Consider the following 17,381-nt stretch of genomic DNA (forward strand, 5'->3'; position numbering starts at 1 on the left):
CCCACTCGTGTCGACGCAGACACCCCGCACCACCCAGGCCGACGAGGCCGCGCTGCTCGCGGCGCTCACCACCGAGGAGAAGGTCCGCCTCGTGGTCGGCGCCGGGCTGTGGAGCACCACCGCGGTCCCGCGGATCGGGCTGCGCGCGATGCACCTGTCCGACGGCCCCGCGGGCGTGCGCGGCGTCACCGACGACCCGACCGAGACGGCCGCGTCGTTCCCCGCCCCCAGCGCGCTCGCCGCCACGTGGGACCGCGACCTGGCGGACGAGGTCGGCGCGCTCTTCGCCGCCGAGGCCCGCCGCCACGGCGTCGACGTCGTCCTCGCCCCGCAGGTCAACCTCCAGCGCACCCCGGTCGGCGGCCGGCACTTCGAGTGCTACTCCGAGGACCCGCTGCTCACCGGCGAGATCGCGGTGCACGTGGTGCGGTCGGCGCAGGACCGCGGCGTCGGCATGTGCGTCAAGCACTTCGTCGCCAACGACTCCGAGACCGAGCGCACCACCTACGTCTCCCGCGTCGACGAGCGCACGCTCCGCGAGGTCTACCTCGCGCCGTTCGAGCGGCTCGTCCGCGAGGCGCGCGCGTGGTCCGTGATGGGCGCGTACTCCGGCGTCGACGACGGCACGACGGCCGCCCCCGTGCTCGAGCACCGGCCGCTGCTCACGGGCGTGCTCAAGGACGAGTGGGGCTTCGACGGCGTCGTCGTCTCCGACTGGGTCGCGACCAACACCGTCGAGGACGCGGCGCACGGCGGCCTCGACCTGCAGATGCCCGGTCCGGACGGGCCGTGGGGGGACGGGCTGCTCGACGCCGTCCGCGACGGCCGCGTGAGCGGGCAGACGCTCGACGACAAGGTCCTGCGCGTGCTGCGGCTCGCGGGCCGCGTCGGTGCGCTCGACGGCGTCGAGCCCGCGGGAGAGCGGCGCGCGGACGTGGCCGACGTCGACGTGCGGGCCGTGCTGCGCCGCCTCGTCGGCCGGTCGATGGTCGTGCTGCGCGACACCGACCACGGCCTGCCCGCGGCGCCCGGCGACGTCCGCCGGGTCGCCCTGCTCGGGCCCAACGCCGTGAGCCCGTTCGTGCAGGGCGGCGGGTCGGCGTACGTGCGGCCCGAGCGCTCCGCGACCCCCGCGGACGCGCTCGCCGCGGCCTTCGCCGGGGCCGAGGTCGACGTCCACGCCGGCGCCGTGTCGCGGATGCTGCCGCCGCAGCTCGACCTCGCGGCGCGCTGCACCGACCCGGACGGGCAGGCGGGTGCGCTCGTCGAGCTGCTCGACGCCGACGGCACGGTCCTCGACGCCCGTACGACCACGAGCTGGGGCGGCTGGCTGCGGGACGTGCGCGCCGACGCCGTGACCGTCCGGCTGCGCACCACCGTCCGGCTCGACGAGCCCGGGCGGCACGAGGTCGGCGTCGGGACGGTCGGCCGGCACCTCGTCGCGATCGGCGGGCGGGTCGTGTCCCGCGGGGACCGCGTCGTCGGGGCGGAGGTGATCCTCGACTCGTCCGTGAACCAGCCGGTGCCCACGACGGTCGTCCTCGACGTGACCGAGCCGACGACCGTCGAGGTCGACGCGCACGTGCAGGCCGTGCACCCCGTCGGGTACGCGTCGTTCGCGCGCGCCGAGCTCGTGCACCGCACCCCGGGCACGACCCCCGACGAGCTGCTCGCCGACGCCGTCGCGGCCGCCGCCGCCGCGGACCTGGCCGTCGTCGTCGTCGGCACCAACGAGGAGATCGAGTCCGAGGGGTACGACCGCACGAGCCTCGCGCTGCCGGGCACGCAGGACCAGCTCGTGAAGGAGGTCGTCGCCGCGAACCCGCGCACGGTCGTCGTCGTCAACGCGGGCGCGCCCGTGCTGCTGCCGTGGCTCGACGAGACGCCGTGCGTCGTGTGGGGCTGGCTCGGCGGGCAGGAGTGGCCCGAGGCGCTGGCCGACGTGCTCACGGGCGCGACCGAGCCGTCGGGCCGGCTGCCGTGGACGCTGCCCGCGCACGAGGACGACGTCCCGGTCCCGGACGCGGTCCCCGTCGGCGGGGTCGTCGACTACCACGAGGGCGTGCACGTCGGGTACCGGTCGTGGCTGAGGCTCGGCCGGACGCCCGCGGCGCCGTTCGGGCACGGGCTCGGCTGGACGACGTGGGACCACGAGCACGCGGAGGTCGCGGCCCGGACCGGCGACGGCGACCTGCTCGTCGACGTCACCGTGGTCAACACCGGCACCCGCGCGGGCCGCGAGGTCGTCCAGGTCTACGTCGAGCCGCCCACCGGGACGGGCGAGGACCGGCCCGTGCGCTGGCTCGGCGGCTTCGCGGTCGTCCACGCCGGACCCGGCGGGCGCGCGACCACCCGGGTGCACGTGCGCGCCGACGCGCTGCGCACCTGGGACATCGAGAGCCACGGCTGGGTGACCCCCGCCGGGACGTACACGCTGCGCGTCGGCCGCTCGTCGGGCGACCTGCGCCTCTCGATCGACGTCGACGTCCCGTCGTCGCCGGCCCACCCGTCGGCCCCCGCGGCCGGCACCCCCTGACCCCACAGAGCACGCCCGACCCACAACCCAGCAGTCAGTGCAAGGAGGCACTCGTGAGAACGCGCAAGCTCGCAACGATGGTGGCCGGTCTGTCCGCCGTCGCGCTGCTCGCCACCGCCTGCTCGGGCGGCGGCGGCACGTCCGACGACAGCACCGGAGGCGGCGACGGCGCCGTCCTGACGATCGGCATGCCCAACGGCCCGCAGAACGAGAACCAGAGCCCGCTCATCCCGACGGGGTCGGCGGCGAAGTCCCTCGGGTACGCCTGGGTGATCTACGAGTCGCTCATGCAGGTCAACGACGTCAACCCGCTCGAGGACCCCGAGCCCTGGCTCGCCGAGTCCGTCACGTGGAACGCCGACTACACGGAGGCGAAGATCGTCGCCCGCGAGGGCGTGACGTGGTCCGACGGCGAGGAGTTCACGGCCGAGGACATCGGCTTCACGCTGCAGCTCCTCATCGACTACCCGGCGATCAACAACAACTTTCCGGACCAGATCGGGTCGGTCTCGACCGAGGGCGACACGGTGACGATCACCTTCACCGCCCCGCAGTACGTCAACCAGGTCAAGCTGCTCCAGCAGGTCATCGTCCCCGAGCACCTGTGGAAGGACGTCGACCCGACGACCTACACCGACACCGACCCCGTCGGCACCGGGCCGTACCTGCTCGACACCTGGACGCCGCAGGCCGCGACGCTCGTCCCGAACCCCGACTACTGGGGCGGCGAGCCGAAGGTCGCGAAGCTGCAGTACTCGTCGTACAACGACAACAACGCCCTGACGACCGCCCTCACCACGGGCGAGGCGCAGTGGGGCTGGACGTTCATCGCGGACTTCGAGGACGTCTTCATCGCCAAGGACCCCGAGCACAACCACCAGGTGGCGGGCGGCGGCTTCGGCAGCGACATCCTGTTCCTCAACAACGAGACGAAGCCGTTCAACGACGTGGCGTTCCGCAAGGCGCTCAACCTCGTCGTCGACCGCGCGCAGATCTCGAACCTCGCAGGTGCCGGGGTCTGGCCCGTCATCACGAGCGTCACGGGCATGCCGATGCCGTCCGGCGAGCAGTACCTCGCCGACGACCTCGTCGGCGAGGAGCTCGAGGTCGACGTCGACGCCGCCAAGGACCTGCTCACCGACGCCGGCTACACGTGGAACGCCGACGACAAGCTCGTCGACCCCGACGGCGAGGTCGTGACGTTCGAGCTGGTCAACCCCGCCGGCTGGAACGACTACCTGACGGCGCTCGACCTCATCAAGACGGCCGCCGCCGAGCTCGGCGTCGACGCCACGGTCAACGCCGCGAACCAGGACGCGTGGTTCAACGACATCATCCCGTTCGGCAACTTCCAGGCGACCCTGCACTGGACCGACGGCGGCGCGACCCCGTGGAACATGTACGCGAACCTCATGGACGGCGCGTCGTACGTGCCGCTCGGCGAGACCGCGACGTGGAACTTCGGCCGGTACAAGAACGACGAGGTCACGCAGGCGCTCGCGGAGTTCAAGGGCGCGTCCGACGAGGCCGCCCGGTCCGCCGCGATCGCGACCGTGCAGAAGGCGTACGTCGAGGACGTCCCGGGCCTGGTCATCTGGTCCCGCCCGGCCGTCGCGCAGTACTCGACGAAGAACTACACGGGCTTCCCGACCGCGGACGACCTCTACGCGAACCCGCAGCCCACGGGCCCGCAGGCCGCGCGGATCGTCATGAACCTGGAGCCGACGCAGGACTGACCCCACCTCGTCGGCGGGGGCGCGGTGCCCGACCACCGCGCCGCGTCCCCGCCGACCCGTCCTCGCCGACCCTCCACCAGCCCACAGGTGAGCTCCATGACCCTCCCCGCCCCTCCCGACGCGCCCGTCGCGGACCAGCAGCCCGACGACACCCCGGTGCTGCAGGCCGTCGACCTGCGCAAGCACTTCGTCACCGGCTCGTTCCGCAACCGCGCGACGGTGCACGCCGTCGACGACGTGAACCTGTCCCTGCACCGTGGCCGCGTCGTCGCCCTCGTCGGCGAGTCCGGCTCGGGCAAGTCGACGATCGCGCGGCTGCTGTCGCAGCTGCTCCCCGTGAGCGGCGGGCAGATCCTGCTGCACGGGCAGGACGCCGTCGTCCGCCGACGCGGCGCGTTCCGCCGCTACGTGCGGCGCGTCCAGATGATCTTCCAGGACCCGTTCGGGTCGCTGAACCCGGTGCACACCGTGCGCTACACGCTGACCCGCAGCATCCGGATCCACCAGGGCCGGCTGCGCGGCGCGGACCTCGAGGACGCGCTCACGACGCTGCTCGAGCGTGTGCAGCTCACGCCCGTCGAGCGGTACGTCGACAAGTTCCCGCACGAGCTGTCCGGCGGGCAGCGGCAGCGCGTCGCGATCGCCCGGGCCCTGGCCGCGGACCCCGAGGTGCTGCTCGCCGACGAGCCGATCTCGATGCTCGACGTGTCGATCCGCCTCGGCATCCTCAACCTGCTGCGCGACCTGCGCGACCGGCTGCAGATCGCGATCCTCTACATCACGCACGACATCGCCTCGGCCCGCTACTTCGCCGACCGGACGATGGTCATGTACGCGGGGCGCATCGTCGAGACCGGCGACTCCGAGTCGGTGACGCAGGACCCGAGGCACCCGTACACGCAGCTCCTCGTCCGCTCGGCGCCCGACCCCGACGACCTCGACGCGCGTGCCCGCGGAGCCCGGGGGGAGGCGCCGTCCCTCGTCCGCCCCCCGACCGGCTGCCGGTTCCACCCCCGCTGCCCGTTCGCGGTCGACCTGTGCCGCACCGAGGTGCCGCCGCTGCTCGCCGTGGGCGAGGGGCGCGAGGCCGCGTGCTGGGGGTACTCCGACCGGGCCGACCGGCCACACGTCGGGGACGTGCTCGACGCGTACGGCGAGCGCCCGTCGATCGACGTGGACCTGCTGCACGCGGCCGAGGACGAGGCGCACGTCGAGAGCGTGGCCGTCGAGACCGTGGCCGTCGAGACCCTGACCGTCGACACCAAGGAGGGCGACCGGTGAGGTTCTTCGTCCGACGCGGCATCTTCTACGTCGTCACCGCCTGGGCCGCGGTGACCATCAACTTCATCATCCCCAGGCTCATGCCCGGCGACCCGGTCAAGGCGATCATGGCCAAGTCGCAGGGCAAGCTCGACTCGTCCGCCGAGGCCGCGATCCGCACGCTGTTCGGGCTCGACGAGGACAAGAGCGTCTGGCAGCAGTACCTCGACTACTGGAACCTGCTGCTGCACGGGAACCTCGGCGTCTCGTTCACCTACTACCCGACGCCCGTCGCGGAGATGATCCAGCAGACGCTGCCGTGGACGGTCGGGCTCGTCGGCATCGCGACCGTCGTCGCCTTCCTCGTCGGGACGCTCGTCGGCACGGGCATCGGCTGGCGGCGCGGCACGTGGGCCGACTCGCTGCTGCCGATCTCGACGTTCTTCTCCGCGGTGCCGTACTTCTGGCTCGGGCTCGTCGTCATCGCGATCTTCTCGGTGAACCTCGGGTGGTTCCCGTCGTCCGGCGCGTACGACCGGTCCATGGTGCCCGCGTTCACGCCCGAGTTCATCGGGTCCGTCCTCTACTACGGGACGCTGCCCGCGCTGACGATCGTGATCTCGTCGATCGCCGGCTGGATCCTCGGGATGCGGAACATGATGGTGACCGTCTCCTCGGAGGACTACGTGACCGTCGCGCAGGCCAAGGGCCTGTCGGAGCGGGCCGTGGTCTTCGGCTACGCCGCCCGCAACGCGGTCCTCCCGCAGATCTCGTCGTTCGCCCTGTCCCTCGGCTTCATCGTCGGCGGGACGCTCATCATGGAGATGGTCTTCTCCTACCCGGGCATCGGCTTCCTGCTCTACAACGCGACGACCAACCACGACTACACGCTCATGCAGGGCTGCTTCCTCGTGATCACCCTGTCCGTGCTGGTCGCGAACGTCGTCGCGGACTTCGTCTACGCCGTGCTCGACCCGCGCACCCGGCAGGAGGGCTGACATGGCCGTCGAGACTTCCGTCCTCACCGAGACCGAGACGGTCGCGACCGACGCGACCGCACCCGTCACCGGCAAGCGCACGCTGCTGTTCCTGCGCAACGCCAAGGCCCTCACCGGCCTCGCGATCCTCGGGTTCTTCGGCGTGCTCGCCGTGGTCGGGCCGTGGATCGCGCCCTACGACCCGAGCGCCGTGAGCGCCGACATCCTCCAGCCACCGTCGGGCGCGCACTGGTTCGGCACCACGCACCTGGGCCAGGACATCCTGTCGCAGGTGCTCGTCGGGACCCGCGGCGTGCTCGTCGTCGGGCTCGTCGCGGGCGTCCTCGCGACCGTCATCGGCGTGCTCGTCGGCGTCACCGCCGGGTTCGTCGGGGGAGCGGGCGACGAGACGCTGTCGGCGCTGTCGAACATCTTCCTCGTGATCCCGCAGCTGCCGCTCATCATCCTCATCGCCGGGCAGCTGCCGTCCGCGGGCGGGCTCACCGTCGCCGCCGTCATCGCCGTCACCGGCTGGGCGTGGGGCGCGCGCGTGCTGCGCGCCCAGACGCTGTCCCTGCGCAGGCGCGACTTCGTCGAGGCCGCCCGGGCGAACGGCGAGCGGACCTGGCGGATCGTCCTCGCGGAGATCCTGCCCAACCTCACCGCGATCATCGCCGCCGGGTTCGTCGGCACGGTGACCTTCGCGGTCCTGTCGCAGATCACGCTCGCGTTCATCGGCGTCACGTCGGTGTCCGAGTGGAACTGGGGGACCATCCTGTTCTGGGCGCAGGGCAACCTCGCGCTCCAGCGCGGGGCCTGGTGGTGGTTCGTGCCCGCAGGCCTGTGCATCGCCCTGCTCGGCATGGCCCTCACGCTCATCAACTTCGGCATCGACGAGTTCGTCAACCCGCGCCTGCGCTCGACCGGGCTGCACGCCCGCAGCCTGCGCAAGCGCGGCATCCGCCCCCGCATCGGCTTCACGCCGGTCGTGCACGAGGCCAAGGAGGACCGGTCGTGAGCGCGCAACCTGTCGAGCGGCGGGTCCCGGCCGCGGACCCCGTCCTGGAGATCCGCAACCTGTCCGTGGACTACGGGTACGACGAGAACCCGGTGCACGTGCTGCGCCAGGCGTCGCTGACCCTGAACCGCGGAGAGGTCCTCGGCCTCGCGGGCGAGTCCGGCTGCGGCAAGTCGACGCTCGCGTACGCCGCGACCCGGCTGCTGCCGCCGCCCGGCCTCATCACGGGCGGGCAGGTGCTGTTCCACGGCCGTGACGGCTCGACCGCCGACATCCTCACGATGTCCGACGCCGAGCTGCGCGCGTCGCGGTGGCAGGACCTGGCGATCGTCTTCCAGGGCGCGATGAACTCGCTCAACCCCGTGTTCCGGGTGGGCCGGCAGATCGCCGACGCGATCCGCGCGCACCGCCCCGGCGTCTCGCAGAAGGAGGCCCTCGAGCGCGCCGCCGACCTGCTCGACATGGTCGGCATCTCGCCCGACCGGCTGCGTGCCTACCCGCACCAGCTCTCGGGCGGCATGCGGCAGCGCGTCATGATCGCCATGGCGCTCGCCCTGGACCCGCAGGTCCTCATCATGGACGAGCCCACCACGGCCCTCGACGTCGTCATGCAGCGGCAGATCGTCGAGCAGATCGCCGAGCTCCGCGACCGCCTCGGGTTCTCCGTCGTCTTCATCACGCACGACGTCTCGCTGCTCATCGAGATCGCCGACCGCATCGCGATCATGTACGCCGGCGAGATCGTCGAGGACGCCTCCGCGCAGGACGTCTACCGCCGCCCCCGCCACCCCTACGCCAACGGGCTGCTGCACTCGTTCCCGCCGCTGCGGGGCCCGCGGCGCGAGCTGGGCGGCATCCCCGGCTCCCCGCCGGACCTCGCGCGGCTGCCCTCCGGCTGCCCGTTCCGCGCCCGCTGCCCGTTCGTCTTCGACGCGTGCGCGCACGTCCAGCCCGAGCTCGTCGCCCCCGCGGTCGCCGGCGACGACCCGCGGCGCTCGGTCGCGTGCCTGCGCCACGACCCGGACCGCGTCGCGGCGGCCGGCTTCACCCCCGTCCCCGTCCCGCCGGAGCTCGCCGTGCGCTGACCGCGGGTCGGGCGCCGGCAGCCCGCCCCCCGGACCGTCGCTGCGGCCCGGCCCCCTGAACCGCCGCCCCGTCCCGGGAGCACTGTGGGCGGTCGCGTCCCTCCGGTCGCGACCACCCGGGACGGGGCGGCCCTGTGGGCCGGTGCACGCGCCGTGGGCGGCGCCTGACGACGTCCCGTCGCACCCGGCTTCCGGCGGGCCGACGCCCGCCGGGCGGACGGCACCTCGTCAGGTGCCCGCGTGCCGCGCGTCGGGGGCGGGCGCGAGGCGGCCCGCGGCGGACTCCAGGTAGCGGCGTTCGGGGAGGCTCGTGGTGAGGCGGGCGGCACGGCGGTAGGCGTCGAGTGCAGCCTCCTCGTCGCCCGCGCGTTCCAGGAGGTGCGCGCGGACCGCCCAGAGCCGGTGGTGGTCCGCGGTGCGCGGGTCGTCGTGCAGGGGACGTAGCAGGTCGAGGCCCGCTCGCGGACCCGAGACCATCGCGACGGCGACCGCGCGGTTGAGCGTGACCATCGGGCCGGGCGCGACGTGGTCGAGGAGGCGGTAGAGGGCGGCGACCTGCGGCCAGTCGGTGCCGGCGGCCGTCGGGGCCTCGGCGTGCACCGCGGCGATCGCGGCCTGCAGCAGGTAGGGCCCCGCGGGGTGCACGGCGAGCGCCGCCTCGACGAGGCCGACCCCCTCGGCGATCTGCTCCGGGTCCCAGAGAGTGCGGTCCTGCTCGGCGAGCGGCACGAGCGTGCCGTCCGCGCCGAGCCGGGCGGCGCGGTGCGCGTCGGTGAGCAGCATGAGCGCCAGCAGGCCGGTGCTCTCCCCGTCGTCGGGGAGCAGGGCGTGCAGCAGGCGCGCCAGCCGGATCGCCTCCGTGGTGAGGTCGACGCGCACGAGGTCGGCGCCGCCGGACGCCGTGTAGCCCTCGGTGAAGACGAGGTAGAGGACCTCCCGGACGGCGGCGACGCGCACGGGCAGCTCGGCGGCGGACGGGAGCGTGAACGGCTCGCCGCGCATGGTGCGCTTCGCGCGGGTGATGCGCTGCGCCATGGTCGCCTCCGGCACGAGGTGCGCGGCGGCGATCTCGGCCGTCGTCAGCCCGCCGACCGCCCGCAGGGTGAGCGCCACCTGCGAGGCGGGCGACAGCGCGGGGTGGCAGCACAGGAGCAGCAGCGTGAGCGTGTCGTCGTGCGACGGCGGCTCCTCGTCGGCGCCCGGCGCGGTGCGACGCACCGCCGGGTCCAGGGCGACCGTCGCCTCCCGGACCCGGCGGGCACGCTCGGAGCGCCACGCGTCGGTGAGCCGCCGCCGCGCGACGGTCGTGAGCCACGCCCGCGGGTCGGCGGGCACGCCCTCGACGGGCCACTGGGTCGCGGCCGCGAGCAGCGCCTCCTGCACGGCGTCCTCGCACGCGTCGAACCGCCCGTGCCGGCGCACGAGGGCCGCGAGCACCTGCGGGCCCGTCGTGCGCAGCAGGTCCTCGACGCGAGCGGGGGCCACCGTCACATCTCCGCGCCGGCGTCCGTCATGACCGCACGCAGCTCGATCGCGCCGCCGAACCGGGTGTCCGGCCAGCGAGCGGCGATCTCCTCGGCACGCTCGTGCGTCTCGACGTCGATCGCGAGGTACCCGGCGAACTGCTCCTTGCTCTCCACGAACGGGCCGTCCGTGAGCGTGGTGCGGCCGTCGACCAGCCGCGTCGTCCGGGCCGCCGACGGGTCCGCCAGCGCCTCGCCGCCGACGAGCTCGCCGCGCTCGGACAGCTCCGCCATGATCTCGCCGACCTCCGCGAACAGCGCCGTGCGGTCGGCCTCGGACAGCTCGTCCGTGAAGCCGGGTCGGTTCCAGATGAGCAGCATGTACTTCATGGGTCGTCCCTCTCGTCCGTCGACCACCCCGTGCGGGTGGTCCGCGCTCTGGTCGGAGCCGACCGGCCGATCTCGACACCGCCGCCGTGTCGATCGTCACCGACCTGCTCCGACCACCCCACGACAGCATCCCGACACCTCCCGGAGGACGCCATGACCCGGCTCCGCGTGCACGCCTTCTCGATCAGCCTCGACGGCTTCGCGGCCGGCCCCGACCAGTCCGCCGACGACCCGATGGGCGTCGGCGGCATGGAGCTGCACCAGTGGGCGTTCGCCACGAACCGGTACCGCGACGAGCTCGGCGGACCCACGCCCCCACCGGTCGACGACGTCGACGACGCCGCCATGACGGCGGGCTTCGACGGGATCGGCGCGTGGATCCTCGGCCGGAACATGTTCGGTCCGGTCCGCGGCCCGTGGCCGGACGAGTCGTGGACGGGCTGGTGGGGCGACGAGCCGCCGTACCACTGCGACGTGTTCGTGCTGACGCACCACCCGCGGCGACCGCTGGAGCTGGGCGGCACGACGTTCCACTTCGTCACCGACGGCGTCCACGCGGCCCTCGACCGTGCCCGCGAGGCCGCAGCCGGGCTCGACGTGCGGCTCGGCGGGGGAGCGGCGACCGTCCGGCAGTACCTGCGCGCCCACCTCGTCGACGACCTGCACCTCGTCGTCGCCCCCGTCCTGCTCGGTCGCGGCGAGCGGCTGTTCGAGGACCTCGCGGACCTGCCCGCGGTGTACCGCGTCGCGTCGACCCGGCAGTCGACGACGAGCGTGCACGTGCACGTCGAGAAGGCGGCCTGACCGGGTCAAGCACCGGCGTCACGGTGTCGATGAGACCGCGTGCCCCTCCCCGCAGCGGTCGCGCGTACGGCCGGGACCGTCGTCGACCACCCCGAGCAGTCGCTCCTCGAGCTCGCGCTGTACGTCGCGCTCGTCGCCGGGGTGGCCGTGGTGCTGCGCGTCGTCGGCATCGTGCTGTGGCGCGAGCGGATGCTGCGCCGCCTGCGCCGCGAGCACCCCGACCAGGCGCGCGAGCTGACCCGTGCCGTGCGTGCCGTCCCGCTCCTCGGGATGCCGCAGCTCGCACCGTCCGACCCGTACGCCCGCACGCACGAGGTCGCGGTCGCGCCCCTCGGCGACGGCCGCCCGGGCTGGTCGCTGCGCGCGCCCGGCCCGAACCTCAGCACCGGCGACCTCGGACGGGACGGGTCCCGCCAGGACGCGCGCGTGCTGCTCACGGACGGCACGCACCTGCTCGTCGTGTGCCTCGGGCGGCTCGGCGCCGTCACCGACGGGCACGAGCTGCGGCCCGCGCAGGAGCGGGCGCAGCGCTTCGCGACCGAGCCGCCGGACGCGTGGCAGGCGCACGGGCCGGTCGACCGCGTCGACGGGGCGATCGGGACGGGGTGGCGCGTCACCGCGAGCCCGGGCGGCCGGTCGGTCCTGACCGACACGCACGTCGACCGGGACGGGTGGGCGTTCGTCGTCGGCGTGCTGTCGTCGTCCTGGCACGCGCGCGCCGTCGAGGCGCTCGACGCGGTGCTCGCCACGTGGACGTGGCAGGACGACCCGGCCTGACCACCGTTCACAGGAGACCGGGCGGCGGCGTCCAGGCCGGTCACAGGGTCGGGCGGTCGGATGGTCACGACGACATCCCGGCAGCGGAGGCGACGATGACCAGCACCGACGAGCGTGACGACCCCCTGCCCTGGCTCACGGCCAACGTCCGCCCCGCGGGCTCGTTCGGTCGCGGCGACGTCGGGCGGCTGCGCGCGCTCCTCGACGCCCTGTCGGCGTGCGCGTCCCTCGTCGTGCTGGACCTGCAGGCGGTGACGCTGCGCAGCTCCCGCGCCGCACAGGCGATCGACGACGCGGCCGCCGCGCTGGAGGAGCGCGGCGGGTGCCTGCTGTGCATCAACGCGGACGAGGACGTGCGCCGCCGGCTCGTGGGCTGCCGGCACGCGGTCGTCGTCGCCCCCGGGGAGCCCGTCCCGGTCGGGAGGTGACGGCAGGGCCGTCCGGGTGACCTACCGTGGTGCGGTGAGCAGCGCGCCCGTCACCCGCCCCGCACCGGTCGCGCCGACGCGCGCGCCGTCGGGGCGTGCGGGCGTCGTGCTCGGCTGCCTGCTGGTCGCGGTCGCGTCGGCCGTGGGCGTCTGGGCGCTCTGGCGGGTGTTCGTCACCACGACGTCGGGGCAGGTCGTCGAGCTCGCGGCGCTGCGCGGCGCGGAGTACGGGCAGACGCAGCTGTGGCGCGTCGCCGAGCGCGTGCTCGACGTCGTCTCCGTCGGGTTCATCGCGGCGGTGATCCTGGCGGCCATGACGATCGCGGTCCTGCGCCGCCGGTGGGAGCTCGCGCTGCAGGTCGCGGTGCTCATGGTGGGCGCGAACGTCACGACGCGGGTGCTCAAGCTCGGGGTCCTCGAGCGGCCGGAGCTCGACGTCGCGGCGAGCTACGGCAACACCCTGCCGAGCGGGCACACGACCGCGGCGGCGTCCGTCTCGGTCGCGCTGCTGCTCGTCGTCCCGCCGCGCGTGCGGCCGTGGGCGGCCGTCGCCGGCGCGGGGTACACGACGGCCACGGGCGTCTCGACGCTCATCGGCCAGTGGCACCGGCCCTCCGACGTGGTGGCCGGGGTCCTCGTGGTGCTCGGCTGGGGGGCGGTGGCGTGCGCGCTCGTCGCCCTGACCTCGCCGCGTGCGGCGACCTCGACGGGCGCGCTGCGACGGGTCGACGACGGCGTGCGGCCTGCGGGCCGCCGGTCGCTGCGCGTCGCGGTGACGCTGCTGCTCGTGGTCGGTGCGGCGGCGGCCGGTGTCGCGGCCCTCGCGCTGTCCCGGACCTGGCAGGGGGTCGACGCGGACCCGTCCCGGGCGGACCAGGTGCTGGCCTACGCCGGGGGTGCGTCGGGCGCCCTCGCGGCGGCGTGCATGGCCTTCGCGGTCCTGCTGGTGCTGCGGCAGGCCGCAGCGGCGCGGTTGCCGGAGAGTTGACGGCACGTCGTAGAGTCCCCAGCGGTGAGGTCGGGCGGGCCGGGGTCGGCGCGCTCATCAGGTAGGGCTGTCGGCAGGAAGGCCGGACGCAATGTCTTCAGGGCGCAAGCTCGTCATCGTGGAGTCGCCTGCGAAGGCGCGCACGATCGCCGGGTACCTCGGCGAGGGGTACGACGTCGAGGCGAGCGTCGGTCACATCCGCGACCTCCCGCAGCCGTCGGAGCTGCCGGCGGACATGAAGAAGGGCCCGTTCGGCAAGTTCGCCGTCGACGTGGACAACGGCTTCGTCCCGTACTACGTGGTCGACCCCGACAAGCGGAAGAAGGTCAGCGAGCTCAAGAAGCTGCTGAAGGACTCCGACGAGCTCTACCTCGCGACCGACGAGGACCGCGAGGGCGAGGCCATCGCGTGGCACCTGCTGCAGGAGCTCAAGCCCAAGGTCCCGGTCAAGCGCATGGTGTTCCACGAGATCACCCGGGAGGCGATCCAGCGCGCCCTGCAGAGCACGCGTGACCTGGACGACCGGCTGGTCGACGCGCAGGAGACCCGCCGCATCCTCGACCGGCTGTACGGCTACGAGGTCAGCCCCGTGCTGTGGCGCAAGGTCCGCCAGGGCCTGTCCGCCGGGCGCGTGCAGTCCGTCGCGACGCGCCTCGTGGTCGAGCGTGAGCGCGAGCGCATGGCGTTCGTCCCCGCCGACTACTGGGACGTGACGGGCACGTTCGCCGTCGAGGACGCGACGCAGCCGGCGTTCTCCGCGCGCCTGACGGGTCTCGGGGGCCGCCGCGTGGCGTCGGGGCGCGACTTCGACGACCGTGGCCGCCTGCGCTCGGCCGAGGCCGTGCAGCTCGACGAGGCCGGCGCGCACGCGCTCGTCGCGGGGCTGGACGACGCCGCCTTCGCGGTCCGCAGCCTCGAGACGAAGCCCTACACCCGCCGCCCTGCGGCGCCGTTCACGACGTCGACGCTCCAGCAGGAGGCGTCCCGCAAGCTGCGCATGTCGTCGCGGCAGACGATGCGCACCGCGCAGACGCTGTACGAGAACGGCTACATCACCTACATGCGGACCGACTCGCCCGCGCTCTCGTCGCAGGCGATCGACGCGGCCCGCCGCCAGGCGTCCGAGCTGTACGGCCCGGAGTACGTGCCGGACGCGGCGCGCGTCTACACGTCGAAGGCGAAGGGCGCGCAGGAGGCGCACGAGGCGATCCGCCCCGCGGGCGACCACTTCCGCACCCCGGCGCAGGTCGCCCGCGAGATCACGGGCGACCAGTTCCGGCTCTACGAGCTCATCTGGAAGCGGACCGTCGCGTCGCAGATGGCCGACGCGCGCGGCCAGACGGCGTCGGTGCGGATCGCGGCGACCGCGACGCCGACCGGTGCGACGAGCGTCGGCGACGCCCCCGTCGAGGCCGTGTTCTCCGCGTCCGGCACGGTCATCACGTTCCGCGGGTTCCTCGCCGCGTACGAGGAGGGTCGCGACGTCTCCCGCTACGAGGACGACGCGGCGGAGGGTGCTGCCGCCGAGAAGGGCGAGGCCCGCCTGCCGACGATGGCCGAGGGCGACCCGCTGGGCGCGCGCGACCTCGCCGCCGACGGCCACCGCACGTCCCCGCCGCCGCGCTACACCGAGGCGTCGCTCGTCAAGGCGCTCGAGGAGCGCGGCATCGGCCGCCCGTCGACGTACGCCGCGACGATCTCGGTGATCCTCGACCGCGGCTACGTCACGGCGCGTGGGCAGGCGCTCGTGCCGTCGTGGCTCGCGTTCGCGGTGACGCGCCTGCTGGAGGAGAACTTCGACCGGCTCGTCGACTACGACTTCACGGCGTCGATGGAGGAGGACCTGGACCTCATCGCGTCCGGGGAGAAGGAGCGCAGCGACTGGCTCGCACAGTTCTACTTCGGCGACCCGGCCCTGCCCGGCGAGGGCGAGGGCCTGCGCGACCTGGTCGCGAACCTCGGCGAGATCGACGCGCGCGAGGTCAACTCGATCGAGATCGGCGACGGCATCACGCTGCGCGTCGGCCGGTACGGGCCGTACCTCGAGGACGCGAACGCCCTGGGCGAGGACGGCAACCCGCGCCGCGCGTCGGTGCCGGAGGACCTGGCCCCCGACGAGCTGACGGTCGAGAAGGCCCGCGAGCTGCTCGAGACGCAGCCCGAGGGCGACCTCGTGCTCGGCGAGGACCCGTCGACGGGCACGACGATCGTCGCGAAGAACGGCCGCTACGGCCCGTACGTCACGGAGCTGCTGCCCGAGCCGGAGCTCGACCCGGCGCTGTCCGCGGCCGCGCGCAAGAAGGCGCTCGCGGCGGCCCCCAAGCCGCGCACGGCGTCGCTGTTCAAGTCGATGTCCCTGCAGACGATCACGATCGACGACGCCCTGCGGCTGCTGTCGCTGCCGCGCGTCGTGGGCGTCGACCCGGAGTCGGGTGCCGAGATCACGGCGCAGAACGGCCGCTACGGCCCGTACCTGAAGAAGGGCACGGACTCGCGCACGCTCGCCTCGGAGGAGGCGCTCTTCACGACCACGCTCGAGGAGGCGCTCGCGATCTACGCGCAGCCCAAGCGGGGTCGCGGCGCGACGGCGACCCCGCCGCTGCGCGAGCTCGGCGACGACCCGACGTCGGGCAAGCCGATCGTCGTCAAGGACGGCCGCTTCGGCGCCTACGTGACCGACGGGGAGACGAACCGCACGCTGCCGCGCGACGTCACGCCCGAGACGATCACGCCCGAGCAGGCCGTCACGCTGCTCGCGGAGAAGCGCGCGCAGGGACCCGCGAAGAAGAAGGCGCCGGCCCGCCGGACCGCCACGCGCAGCAAGGCCGCGACCAAGAAATAGCCGCGCCCGCGCAGCCCGGGGGCGTCCGCGCCCCGGGCTGCGCGCGCTCGTCGTCGCGCTAGGTTGTCGGGCATGGCTCGCACCGAGGACCCCCGTACCGCACCTCCGATCCGCTGGGGCATCCTCGGCGCCGGCAACATCGCCGCGTCGTTCGCCGACGCCGTCCGGGAGCACACGCGCGCGCAGCTCGTCGCCGTCGGCTCCCGCAACCGCGACCGCGCCGAGCGGTTCGCCACGGCGCACGGCATCCCGACGACGCACGTGGGCTACCGGCAGCTCGTCGAGGACCCGCAGGTCGACGCGGTGTACGTCGCGACGCCGCACTCCGAGCACCGCGAGAACGCGCTGCTCGCGATCCGGGCCGGCAAGCACCTGCTCGTGGAGAAGGCGTTCACGCGCAACGCCGCCGAGGCGCGGGAGGTGTTCGACGCGGCCCGCGAGGCCGGGGTGTTCGTCATGGAGGCGATGTGGACGCGGTTCCTGCCGCACGTCGCCGCGCTGCACCAGGTCATCGACGCGGGCGAGATCGGTGACGTCGTCAACGTGTCCGCGGACCACGGGCAGGCGTTCGCGTTCGACCCCGCGAGCCGGCTGTTCGCGCCCGAGCTCGCGGGCGGCGCGCTGCTGGACCTGGGCGTCTACCCGGTGTCGTTCGCGCACGACCTGCTCGGCGTCCCCGACGCGGTGCGCGCGGTCGGCGCGCTGACCGAGACGGGCGTCGACGGGCAGGTGTCGATCGTCCTGTCGTTCGGCGAGCGCGCGCAGGCGACGCTGTCGACGACCCTGTGGGCCAAGACCCCGACGGTCGCGCTCATCTCCGGCACCGAGGGCCACATCCAGGTCGCGGGCAGCTTCTACGCGCCGACGTCGTTCCGTGTGCAGCGCACCGACGGCCGCGTGTGGACGTTCGACCAGCCGGGCCGCAAGGGCCTGCAGTTCGAGGCCGCCGAGGTCGCGCGCCGGGTCGCCGCGGGCGAGACGGAGAGCCCGCGCCTGACGTGGGCGGACACGCTCGCCGTCATGGAGACGATGGACGAGGTCCGCCGCCAGGTGGGGGTCGTCTACCCGGGCGAGTGA

Annotated in this window: 14 protein-coding genes; 12 read left to right on the plus strand and 2 right to left on the minus strand. The window is 73.9% G+C overall.

The genetic code is table 11. The annotated features are described in order from the left end of the window. Positions 1–7 precede the first annotated feature (7 nt). From CELF_RS02320 to CELF_RS02345, 6 genes are all read left to right on the plus strand, one after another. A complete protein-coding gene (locus CELF_RS02320; RefSeq protein WP_013769637.1) occupies positions 8–2,536 on the plus strand; it encodes a beta-d-glucosidase in 2,529 nt (842 codons plus the stop codon). Positions 2,537–2,589: 53 nt separating this feature from the next. Then, complete coding sequence (locus CELF_RS02325; protein WP_013769638.1) at positions 2,590–4,272, plus strand: ABC transporter substrate-binding protein; 1,683 nt, start codon at positions 2,590–2,592, stop codon at positions 4,270–4,272. A gap of 96 nt (positions 4,273–4,368) precedes the next feature. Continuing rightward, entirely contained in the window at positions 4,369–5,553 is a 1,185-nt protein-coding gene (locus CELF_RS02330) for an ABC transporter ATP-binding protein (protein ID WP_013769639.1), read from the plus strand. Further along, entirely contained in the window at positions 5,550–6,530 is a 981-nt protein-coding gene (locus CELF_RS02335; RefSeq protein WP_013769640.1) for an ABC transporter permease, read from the plus strand. Before CELF_RS02330 ends, CELF_RS02335 begins: the two co-directional genes overlap by 4 nt. A gap of 1 nt (position 6,531) precedes the next feature. Then, positions 6,532–7,527, plus strand: a complete 996-nt coding sequence (locus CELF_RS02340) for an ABC transporter permease (RefSeq protein ID WP_013769641.1) — start codon at positions 6,532–6,534, stop codon at positions 7,525–7,527. Continuing rightward, positions 7,524–8,612 (plus strand): ABC transporter ATP-binding protein, encoded by a 1,089-nt coding sequence (locus CELF_RS02345; RefSeq protein ID WP_013769642.1) that lies wholly within the window; start codon positions 7,524–7,526, stop codon positions 8,610–8,612. The genes CELF_RS02340 and CELF_RS02345 overlap by 4 nt, the downstream gene beginning before the upstream one ends. Before the next feature lie 228 nt (positions 8,613–8,840). Here the strand turns inward: CELF_RS02345 and CELF_RS02350 are convergent, their stop codons facing one another. Both CELF_RS02350 and CELF_RS02355 read right to left on the minus strand, forming a co-directional pair. After that, complete coding sequence (locus CELF_RS02350; RefSeq protein ID WP_013769643.1) at positions 8,841–10,097, minus strand: RNA polymerase sigma factor; 1,257 nt, start codon at positions 10,095–10,097, stop codon at positions 8,841–8,843. A 2-nt stretch (positions 10,098–10,099) separates the two neighbouring features. Continuing rightward, positions 10,100–10,465, minus strand: a complete 366-nt coding sequence (locus CELF_RS02355) for a YciI family protein (RefSeq protein WP_013769644.1) — start codon at positions 10,463–10,465, stop codon at positions 10,100–10,102. Between the two features lie 153 nt (positions 10,466–10,618). On the opposite strand from CELF_RS02355, the gene CELF_RS02360 reads away from it, so the two are divergent. The 6 genes from CELF_RS02360 to CELF_RS02385 all read left to right on the plus strand — a co-directional run bounded on the left by CELF_RS02360 (position 10,619) and on the right by CELF_RS02385 (position 17,381). Continuing rightward, complete coding sequence (locus tag CELF_RS02360; protein WP_013769645.1) at positions 10,619–11,269, plus strand: dihydrofolate reductase family protein; 651 nt, start codon at positions 10,619–10,621, stop codon at positions 11,267–11,269. Positions 11,270–11,308: 39 nt separating this feature from the next. After that, positions 11,309–12,046: a hypothetical protein gene (locus CELF_RS02365; protein WP_013769646.1), complete on the plus strand. Its 738-nt coding sequence runs from the start codon at positions 11,309–11,311 to the stop codon at positions 12,044–12,046. A gap of 95 nt (positions 12,047–12,141) precedes the next feature. After that, positions 12,142–12,474: a hypothetical protein gene (locus CELF_RS02370; RefSeq protein WP_013769647.1), complete on the plus strand. Its 333-nt coding sequence runs from the start codon at positions 12,142–12,144 to the stop codon at positions 12,472–12,474. Between the two features lie 34 nt (positions 12,475–12,508). Then, positions 12,509–13,462 carry a phosphatase PAP2 family protein gene (locus tag CELF_RS02375; protein ID WP_126297651.1) on the plus strand — a complete coding sequence of 318 codons (954 nt, stop codon included), beginning with the start codon at positions 12,509–12,511 and terminating at the stop codon, positions 13,460–13,462. Between the two features lie 91 nt (positions 13,463–13,553). After that, positions 13,554–16,304, plus strand: coding sequence for a type I DNA topoisomerase (gene topA / locus CELF_RS02380; RefSeq protein ID WP_013769649.1), 2,751 nt, complete (start codon positions 13,554–13,556; stop codon positions 16,302–16,304). 72 nt (positions 16,305–16,376) lie between these two features. After that, positions 16,377–17,381 (plus strand): Gfo/Idh/MocA family protein, encoded by a 1,005-nt coding sequence (locus tag CELF_RS02385; protein ID WP_013769650.1) that lies wholly within the window; start codon positions 16,377–16,379, stop codon positions 17,379–17,381.

The sequence above is a fragment of the Cellulomonas fimi ATCC 484 genome, from assembly GCF_000212695.1.
Classification (GTDB): domain Bacteria; phylum Actinomycetota; class Actinomycetes; order Actinomycetales; family Cellulomonadaceae; genus Cellulomonas; species Cellulomonas fimi.

Bases quoted from the DNA above. Each gene is read 5' to 3' on its own strand.
- CELF_RS02330 (WP_013769639.1), top strand. From the start codon at position 4,369: ATGACCCTCCCCGCCCCTCCCGACGCGCCCGTCGCGGACCAGCAGCCC.
- CELF_RS02340 (WP_013769641.1), top strand. From the start codon at position 6,532: ATGGCCGTCGAGACTTCCGTCCTCACCGAGACCGAGACGGTCGCGACC.
- CELF_RS02355 (WP_013769644.1), bottom strand. From the start codon at position 10,465: ATGAAGTACATGCTGCTCATCTGGAACCGACCCGGCTTCACGGACGAG.
- CELF_RS02360 (WP_013769645.1), top strand. From the start codon at position 10,619: ATGACCCGGCTCCGCGTGCACGCCTTCTCGATCAGCCTCGACGGCTTC.
- CELF_RS02370 (WP_013769647.1), top strand. From the start codon at position 12,142: ATGACCAGCACCGACGAGCGTGACGACCCCCTGCCCTGGCTCACGGCC.
- topA (WP_013769649.1), top strand. From the start codon at position 13,554: ATGTCTTCAGGGCGCAAGCTCGTCATCGTGGAGTCGCCTGCGAAGGCG.
- CELF_RS02385 (WP_013769650.1), top strand. From the start codon at position 16,377: ATGGCTCGCACCGAGGACCCCCGTACCGCACCTCCGATCCGCTGGGGC.